5 protein-coding genes are annotated in these 9,906 nt (G+C 49.9%); 2 read left to right on the top strand and 3 right to left on the bottom strand.

Annotated elements, in window-relative coordinates; genetic code table 11:
- Both HMPREF2609_RS06220 and HMPREF2609_RS06215 read right to left on the bottom strand, forming a co-directional pair.
- Window positions 1–6,932, bottom strand: a 6,932-nt coding sequence (locus HMPREF2609_RS06220) for a DUF6531 domain-containing protein (protein ID WP_070535805.1), incomplete at its 3' end; no start/stop codon positions are given.
- A 206-nt stretch (window positions 6,933–7,138) separates the two neighbouring features.
- Window positions 7,139–7,420 (bottom strand): pyrophosphorylase, encoded by a 282-nt coding sequence (locus HMPREF2609_RS06215; RefSeq protein WP_070535802.1) that lies wholly within the window; start codon window positions 7,418–7,420, stop codon window positions 7,139–7,141.
- 399 nt (window positions 7,421–7,819) lie between these two features.
- Between HMPREF2609_RS06215 and HMPREF2609_RS06210 the strand changes: the two genes are divergently transcribed.
- Window positions 7,820–8,779 (top strand): hypothetical protein, encoded by a 960-nt coding sequence (locus tag HMPREF2609_RS06210; RefSeq protein WP_070535799.1) that lies wholly within the window; start codon window positions 7,820–7,822, stop codon window positions 8,777–8,779.
- Window positions 8,780–8,797: 18 nt separating this feature from the next.
- Here the strand turns inward: HMPREF2609_RS06210 and HMPREF2609_RS10945 are convergent, their stop codons facing one another.
- Window positions 8,798–8,947 (bottom strand): hypothetical protein, encoded by a 150-nt coding sequence (locus HMPREF2609_RS10945; protein WP_168162156.1) that lies wholly within the window; start codon window positions 8,945–8,947, stop codon window positions 8,798–8,800.
- A gap of 284 nt (window positions 8,948–9,231) precedes the next feature.
- Here HMPREF2609_RS10945 and HMPREF2609_RS06205 point away from each other — a divergent pair, with 284 nt between their 5' ends.
- Window positions 9,232–9,855, top strand: coding sequence for a hypothetical protein (locus HMPREF2609_RS06205; RefSeq protein WP_070535796.1), 624 nt, complete (start codon window positions 9,232–9,234; stop codon window positions 9,853–9,855).
- The last annotated feature ends 51 nt before the right edge of the window (window positions 9,856–9,906 follow it).

Below are 9,906 nucleotides of genomic sequence, written 5' to 3'. Positions count from 1 at the left end.
GGCTGCTGCACAAACACAGGCTCGTTACCGCGCGGCGATACAGGAGAAGGACCAGGAGCGTCGCTAGGACCTGAGTTAACAGGAAGAGTGGAGATAAGTTTTATTCCTGGATCTACCAGATATGTTTTCGTCAGGTCTGTTAAGGCTACAGTACCAGCATTACCAGCACCATAATTGCCAAGTTTAAGCCACCCTGGATTTCCATGAAAATTCGGGTGTCCGGCACGTAAAGCAGCAAATGAGTCTACATACTCCGGAGCTTTCAACGGACGACCTGCAACCGTATCCTCAAATTTCACCCACTGACCATGACGACGCCCCACAGGCACAGCGCCTACTTGGCTCGCACCTGCGCCTGCCAACAATGCATACACCGTGTCCCCACCTGAAAGTGGTCCCTGCCCAGTAGCCAAGCTCCATCCCTGGGCATTAGCAACATTGAGCCCACCGGCGCCCATAGCCTCCACAGTATTACGCATTCCAGACGAAAGCTGCCCACGAGAGAGTGAACCGACCGTAGGTTTGACCAAACCGCCGAATACGTTACCCGTAGCACCAGAACCAACATAAGTATTGAACTTATCCCAGTCCCAATCTCGACCGTACGCGCGAGCAAACGCATCCCGATCACCTTGAGCATACTGCACTGTTGCCTCAATACCGCGTTGCCCAGCGTACACTCCAGCATTGACTGCAGCACCAGTAGCCGCGTTCACCGCCGCGTTCTTTGCCACTGGGGCAGCCATCCGGGCACCAGAATTTACTAGGTTCCAACCAGCCTTAGCAGCATGGGCGCCACCTTGAGCACCACGGATCACTAAGTTGCGTCCATACTGCACCATAGGCATTTGAGGTATTGCGTGTACTATTTCACGTCCTTCACGCAAGCCGTTAATAGTTCCAGATTTAAGGGTGCTCGCCCCAGACTTGGCAAGATCAACTGTACGCTGAGCCCCTACACGCGCCACACCCTTAACTGTTTGCACCGCTTGCGGAACAACCCTCGGAACCGCATTGGCAATATTTTGAACTTTAGAGGCACCCAAAGTTGCCAAGTTACGTCCATACTGCACCATAGGCATTTGAGGTATTGCGTGTACTATTTCACGTCCTTCACGCAGACCCAGAGTTGCAGCATTCTTCGTCGTGTTCCATACCTGAGGGGCGTATTCTGCCGCTGCAGCTGGTACATGGCGTGCTCCCCGATATGCCATCTGCATCGCAGATTTAGCGCTTTGATAACCGCTGGCTACTAGCTGTTTTGACGAAGACACTATCTGCCGAGTTCCCGCTAGCGCACGAGAATTCATGACTGCTTCTCGGGTAGCCTGCACCTTTGACATCCCCTGAGCCGCTAGCGAAGAGCCCTTAAACGTTTTATACCCCCACTGCGCACCCTTCAGTAGTCCACCAAGAATCATTCCCTCAACAGCGCCTTTGATACCATCAATTCCGACTTTACCCCAGGCGACGCGACCATTCTCATCCATATTTTGGTCTATTGAGGATGACACCGCCATCATCCCACCTATAGCAGCACCACCTGCTATTAAGCTTGTGCCTCCGGTAAATGGGGCAGTAACAATAGCTATTGTCGCAGCACCCGCAATGAATGCAATCTTTAGTTCCTGAGCATTACGATTAGCCCAGCCTTCAAAGCTAGTATCCCGAGCTAACTCGTTTGAGACTTCGCGAGTTCCCCACGGATCCATTAGTCCTACCGGGTTGTTCCCACAGAACGCATATACATCCGCGAAGAAACCAGTACCCGGCACCTGAGCCAACGGGTCCGTCGAGAGAAAACGCTTCGAGGCACCATCAAAGACGCGGGCACCCATCACATCCAAACCGGCAACACGCACAGAACCGGCACCGGTAAACGAGAACCCGGCAGGAAGCATAGATCCCCACACACCGCTATCACCCGCACTCGGGGTACGCGAAAGACCGGGAATATTCATCCCCTGAACATCCGGTGCAGAACCCAGCATGGACGGCACCGCCCACGGGTCAAAACCACCGGCAATACCAACCTGGGAGAAACCGCCGTCAGACCCGGGAGCAGGCATGCTGCCAGCACCTAAAATCTGTGGCATAGCAGCATCCGGATCCCACACTAAAGGTATAGATACCCCAGCGGTATCTGTCACTTGAGCAAGGTCACCAGTGGCATCCGTTACTAAACGCACTCGTGAAGAAAACCCTGTGATCCCTAAAGGATTAGCGTGGAAGGCATCGGAACTAACCGTATCAGTTACTGTTGAAAGGGCACCAAAAACATCCCAGTCATAGTCACGGGTGGAACGCAGACCAGTATTCGAAGCAGTATGCGCACGAGTACGTTCACCAGCGGCATTGTATTCGTAGGTAGTTACGGTACGGTTTATAACCTCCCGGTGTAGACCCGCAAATTCTGGAGCAATAGCGGCGGCGTATTCTATGGCAATAATTTCGGTGAGTTGGTTCAAACGGTTATACGCAAACGAACGCTCACCCGCCAGCACCCGCGAAGTCTCCTCAGATTCGCCCGTGCCACTGGAATGACGCCAAGTGCGCTCAGAAACCATGAGCCCGGCTTCAAACACCCATTCAAACTCCAGATCACCAGCACGAGAACCCGTGAGCTGACCGGCAGCATCATAGGTATACACCACCAGCCCATCGGCAGAATCCAAGCCCACAATACGACCCTGCTCATCACGAATAACCTCGGTACGCTCCACCGAATCCGCCTTCGCCGTGTTCTCACGCGAGTACGAGCACACCAGACCAGACTCACCATCAAACTCCCAGCGCGAGAGAATGTCGCCTAACTGGGCACGGATAAGCCTGCCCATCGCATCGTAGGAATACTGCGCCACCAGGCTCTCACCGTGAGCGTCTTGATCAGCGCGTGACATACTCACCACGCGACCAGCACCATCATAGGCAATCGCAGTCTCACCATACGGAGTCACCATGCGCGTGCGGTAACCGTCGGCATCGTACCCCAACGTGAGCGTGTACGCGCCCGTGTTCGTGAAAGTATTCAACGCCTGAACCTGCGCATCAACATCCGCCGTGCCAGAGGATGCACCCGAAGTATCGGTCATCACGCCCGAACGTGAACGTTCCATCAGCAAACCGCGTGCATCATACACAAACCGATGCTGCACAAACGCACCCACTGGCGCACCAGCATCAAGGGCCTGAGCGCTGGCGTAATCGCGCACCCACACGGTACGACCCTGATCCTCGACCCCAAACTCGGCAGCCTTCACACCATCAACACAGGTGTGCGACAGGCGGCCACCGGCAGCATAATCATAAACGTGCGTATACTCGCGTACACCATCGTGAGCACGAATCAGACGGCCCGCAGCATCATAGGCGTACTCCTGCACCGACTCATCATCCGTGCCCGCAGCCTTGATAACACGTACCAGACGATCCGTAGCGTCGTACTCATAGTCGGTCACCTTGCCGGCAGCATCGACAACGCGGCAAACCTGCCCGGTTGCGGTATACGAGAAATGCGTGCGGAACCCCAGACCGTCCGTTGCCTGGATAATCTGACCGGCAGCATCGTACTTAAACCTTCGCTGCCCGAAAGAACTATCGCGCACACCAATTAAGCGACCGCACAAATCGTACTCGTACGATGCCACACGTGCACCAGACTCCACACCGGTCACTCGACCACACACATCATAAGTGATCTTCTCCACCGACCCGTCAGGGTTAACACGCCTAATAATCTGCGAGGCGGCATCATACTCCAGCCGGGTTATCGCCCAAGCAGAGGGCTCAACAACCCGCGAAACCCCCTCTTCATCGGTGTACCGCCCGGGAGCATCCAGCCCAACAGCATGAGAAATCACCCGCCCGGCAGCATCATACTCATAGGTCTCGATACGGCCAGCTGCAGAGATCACCCGCAGCACACGCCCAGCACCATCACGCTCATAACGGGTCAGACCACCGGCAGCATCAAGAATCTCAACCGGGCGACCCGCGGCATCATAAGTGATAAACTCACTCTCAACATCGGTCTTCTTCGTCGCAGAAGACCCACCCCGGGCACGCTTCTGCTCAGACGTAACCCGACCGAAAATATCCGTATGAATGAACGAGGACGAAAACGCATCCGCGATCTCCTCAATACCGTGCTGACGATCTACCCTGCGTTTCATTTCAACACCAGTCGCATCCGTCACCGACGACAACTCGCCGTTCAAATCATAGGAATACCGGGTAGCAGCACCGCTCGGATCGGTAGCCTCAACCAACTGAGACAGACCATCATAAACATAACTCCATGTGCCGCCGTTAGAATCTACAATCTGTGTGAGGTTCCCACGAACATCATAGATATTCTGCAGAGTATGCCCCAGTGGATCGGTCACTGAAGTAATATCGTTAGCACGGTTATAAGTGAACATAGTCGTATTGCCGTATGGATCTGTCAGAGCAGAAGGTAGAAGGCCCTGAGTCAGACCATCCATCGTCACAGATTGTTCTGTACGGTGTGGATTACGGATTAAAGTAGGAATATGTGAACCCGTATGAACCTGAGGGTATATCAACGTCCATCGCGCACCTGAGGGTTCCTCAAAACTTACAGGAACACCGGACTCGTTGTAACGGATCGTAGATGCATATCCCAATGGGTTGGTGGTGCGAATAATCCGCCCTTGGGCATCACGCGTGTATGAGACTGTATTTCCAAGACCGTCAGAAACGGCGATCAGATCACCGTGTTCATCGTACTCAAATGTATTAATGACACCGGTAGGATCAGTGATTCGTGTGGGATAACCTTGATCGTTCCACTCGTAGCGTGTTACAGCTCCAGCTGCATCGGTGAGGGCTACAGGATTGGGGTTTGTATCATCTGCATACTCGTATGTCACCGTCATGGATGGACCTAGATTGACGGTATCACGTGCGTCCCGTACAGACACATCAGTGATACGGTCATGTTCATCCCACCCGTAGGTATAGTCGGTACCCTCGGGAGTCCGTTCTTTCACTAAACGTCCGCGGGTATCGTATGAACGAGCAACAGTTGTTCCATCACGGTAGGTCTCGCTGACGCGCTTATTAAACGAGTTATAGCGCATAGTGTAACGAGTACCATCGGATGCAACAGTACTTACAAGCCGCCCCTTAGCGTCACTATAAAAAATATTGGGAGCTATTCCCGCATTTTTTCCGGCAATAACAGTTTTACCATCAGCCAAATACTGATATGAAATTTCATAATCGTATTCACTAAGCTGGTGTACTACACGTCCATCTTGATCGTAAGTATTGGTGACTTCAACATGTCCGTTTACATCTGTTACCTCATGAATTAGGTGCTCAGGAGTGTGCGAATATGAGCGGGTTCCGGCAGCAGTTGCGACAGAGACTAAATGACCATGTGTATTGTACCCATATTCTGCAACAAATAATGGGATGTTAGCGTGGGAGCCGATGGTGTTATAGGTATATGCCTGTAGTGGACGAGTCGTTGTACCAGATTTATATGATGAATAATCAATATGGATGCCCCGACCAGCAGCAGGATGAATTATCTCAGTAATAAGGTTGTTTCGACGCAGAGCTACCACTGTGTTTGAGGGATGCCCTATTGTTGTGGAAAGCCAAAAACCGGAGGGTGTAAAAGCATGTGAAACATGCTCCTCATTACTGATGACCCAGTAATACTGATCTGGAATCAAAGATTCCTCTGGGCGCGTTTGCTCCCATGCCTGAGTATGTGCTCTCTGAATACGTTCATATAGCACATTCTCAGAATCAATTTTTTCTATCCACCAAGGTTCTCCTGGTGCACGTTCAAATTTGTTGTCCTGACGGGGAAAGCACAAAATACGACCATCATCGGTGTACCACTGAGTTTCTTGATTGGAAAATACTAATTTGGCATCAAGAGTAGATGACCACCCTGGACCAAAAACCCCCGAAGGGAGCCCATGTTTATGTACCACAGCAACGCTGTTATACATGCGTTTTAGCTTGAGAGAACGCGCAGAGGTGTGATCGAAAGCGAGGTCAACTTCAGGCTCAATAAAGTTACCTGTAGCAATATTTACCGGATCATTCTTATAACCCGAACTGGGAACACCACCAGTAATCTGTGCAGAGGGAACATAAGCAAGATAACGTTGAAAAGAAAGGTCACCGATAGATTTAATAATTGTGTGAGTATCTACAGTATGAACTTCATAGGGGTTTGAAAGATTAGGGTTTGAAGCACTTAAATCTCCATTGCTTCCAGCTTTCCAAAGCTCCTCAGAAGCTTTTAGAGCCGTACCAGCTTCTGTGTATGTGTCTGCGATCCAGCCTTTAACAGCAGTAATGAGGGCAACAGCATCAAAAACACCCCATTCAGTACCCTCGATAAATACTTCGTAGATTATTTCCAGCGCACCTTGATTCTTCTCAACTTCAGGATTGAGAGTAGTTATTTTTTCGTAATACTCAAAAAGATTAGCAGGAATCCCTGAAACCGTACCTTGACTCAGCAATTTTGGGTTACTTTGAACCTGCTCAGTCAGATCCTTGGCCAAGCCCGATGCAAACCCTCCACGGCTCCGAGCTGAGTCTGATACATAGTTACTGTAGTTTGGGGGTTCAGTGTTCCTTGGAGGTTCGGACATTTGTTTTTTATCTTTATTAAGGTTGAAAGTACCCGATGCGCCAGTAACTCCTCCATGGCTCCTCTTAGATTCTTCTTGTTCTTCCCACTCTTTAATCTCTCGTCGGATGCGTTCTTCTTCGTGTGCAGCTTCAATATATTTCTTGAGGTTTTCTTCGGCGTTACGAAGAGCTTCTATAAGTTCATGTGCATGCTGCATTGATTTACGAGTATTTTTCGTAAAAAGATCAGCATAATTACCCTTAAATTCTTCTAGGGCATGTTTAATAGCGTTTTCACGCTCACCCATCTGATTCTCAATTGACGTCCGGCAGTATCTAAAAGAAGACACCAGGGTATCTGCCATACCAAAGTCAAACTTTACGGGGTCAGTATTCGCATGCATATGATCAGCTCTGATTCTATGTATCGGTGAAGTTGTCAGAAATAGATACTAAAATGGGTGGGAAGCAGAAGGTACTTTTCTGCTTTCCACCCACCAGAAAGAGTTTTTGACTATGCGCCGCCACCCGCTCGGAAGATATCATCAGAAATCTGCTGAACCTGAGCACGCAGGTGATCGAGTTCCTCTTTCACTTTATTGAGAGCAAGACGGGTATCTTGCCATGATCCACGGAACTGGGATGCGAGCGGACCGTCCCAGTTATTTGGGTCGGAAAGAACTTCTCCCTGCCTGTTCAGTTGCTGAATTTGCTCTTGAAAGCCGCCGTTGATGATGGTCTGCATTTGGCTGATAGCCTGTTTAGCGGTATCGGTACTAAGGACGCGTTCACTCATAATTGTTCCTTCGTGGTTGGAGGTGCTCCACGCCTCATGGTGGAGGTCTGGGACCCAGACTACCCGAGTTTGAAGATAAGGGTCAAGGATATTTACAGTGTGTTTCAAAATATCTTGAAATTTCTGTCATAGACAACAGAAATATGAATCTATGCTACATTGAGAACTTTCTAGATAACTCCACTTATCAGGCTCGAGCGTATGGTGCTACCGTAGAGAAAACAGTCCTCCACAAGCGTCAGAGCTATACTGCCAGTTGTTATGGATTGGTAGCGCGTTTTGTTGAGAATAAAAGGAAATGAAGAGTTCATAAGCTGCGTCGAGAAACAATGTACAGTCAACTATTGGCTGGACCAGTCTGCTTCACAGAAAAGCCGCATCAGGAAGAGTTGTAAGGATATGAATCAACCGTCTGGGGATTCCGTGGGGAAGCCAGAGAAGCAACCTCGACCAAGTACCGCCGAGAGCAATGGTGCTGATAAAGCTCCACAGAGTATGCCGATTTCGTCTGATGATCGTGTTCAGCCGGTGTTATGGCCTACTTTGCTTTCCATAGGCTTCTCTCAACTAATGGTCGCTATCCCCGTACTCTGGATGCTCATCGATGCCGTAGAACACCCTAAACCATTAGCATTCTATATAGCTGCTTTACTTCTGCCCCCAGCAGGAATCGCCTGGACCGTTCTTTTATTCTCTAAGCTCAGACTGTACCCGGCCTGGGGAATCTATTTCGCTTCGTTCTTCCTGCTGCCTTTTCTGCTAGGAGTTGTTCTTGGGATACCCTGGGGTATTTCCCAAGAGGTGTTCTTGCTCAGTACTTTTAGTATTGGTGCTGGGTATTATTCGGGAAATGTGCTTGTTGTTTATCTTGAAGTGCTTAAGCTTTCCCGAATGAGTTCGGTGGAGTACGCTGCGTATGTACAACAACAAAAAGCGGAGCAGGAGGTAGAAAAAGCCAAAGAGCCTGCCCGAGATAACATAGCCCTCGTCTTTATAATTACCATCGGGCTAGGGTTTGTAATTATGTTTTCCTCCGTGTTCCCCATCTACATCTATGGAAAATCATTTGATGTGGGAACACTCATGCACCCAGCAGCACTGGTAACCGCAGGGATGATGCTCGTATCCGTCATAGCTAAACGAGTCTTGAAAATACATCCAGCCATCATGTTTGTGCTGCTCGGCGTAGCGGTAGTGGCTGTAGTAATATGGGTGGGCTTTCCAGGGTGTATGGTGATAATTCCAGGTTTAGTCGGGTACTGGACAGCAGAAGCATGGTTCTTGGCGGCATCTGGATGGGCTGCTTCGATACGGGCGCGTATCGCTATGCAAATCATCAAAGTCCGTCATGATAAGTAACAGTCTTTCCCAACGTTCCTATACTGCTGTACGGTAACGAGCCTGTGTTTGTGCAGCAGCCTGCAGTGCAGGAACCGGTGCCTGATCCTCGTGCGGGAAATCCCGCTGGTAGCCCTGTGGTGCCTTCACCGAACCCACGCCCGGAACCAACAACCAAGTAGTGAGCACCCATAAACAAGATTCCCCGAATAAGGATCAATCAATGGATGATTATATGGCTTCCATTGAATCGGGAGGGTATTACAAGGTGTACTTGAAGAATGTGCAGCTTGGTTCTCCGGGGCTGACATCGGTAACTCGGTTAGAAAAAGCGGAGCGTCCCTAAAAGAAACGAGGTTTTTATCTTTTAGAGAGGAGGGGTGTGTTCGTGTATTCTACACGAGCACACCCCAGGGCGTATGTTTTTGATAGCTTATGCTGTGCAAGAAGATACGGTATAGAGGGGTATTGGTATGGGTTCTGCGTTTTACGGTCTGCTCGGTGGGTTTTTGGTGAACATCATGCCCGGGGCCAAACGTAAACAAGGACTAGAAACCCTAAATGTGGAACAGCATCGCCCGCCGATTGCCTATATCATCAGCTACGGGATACTCTTCATTGCCTTTATAGCTTTCCCTATATATTACGACATGAAATATGGTCGTTTTTATGTAGAGGCTCATATTCTTAGTCTTATTGGTTTTGGTCTACCTGGTTTTATTTTTGTGGCTCATTGTCATAACTATTACCACTGTTTCACGGAAACTGGGATCCGCTGGCGTAACTGGCGACGGAAAGTGCGGTACTTTGACTACCACAGCATCTACAAAGTCTCCTATGAGCAGACCAGGAAAAACGGGTGGGTGAAGATCAGAAGCACCCAGCTGCCTAAGCACATCAAGTTGGGGTTTGATACGAATCAGTTTGATGCCACGATTCTTTATGCCCAGCTACAGTATCGTGTGGAGACTGGGGTTTGGGTGCAGGTGTGGGAGGATGAACGATTCCAGCAAATCCTCTCTGGTAGGCCGGGGGTACGGTTTTTACAGGATCATGCTTGGGTTAAACCCCTCGAATTCCCTCGTGAGAATGGGTAGGGTTCTTTGAGTTCTGACGCTTCTATCCTGTTTGCGATGGTTTTGTCTCGG

The sequence above is a fragment of the Rothia sp. HMSC058E10 genome (assembly GCF_001809415.1).
GTDB classification, from domain to species: domain Bacteria; phylum Actinomycetota; class Actinomycetes; order Actinomycetales; family Micrococcaceae; genus Rothia; species Rothia dentocariosa.
Note: the sequence above shows the minus strand (reverse complement) of the source record. Positions and strands in the feature narration are given on the sequence as shown.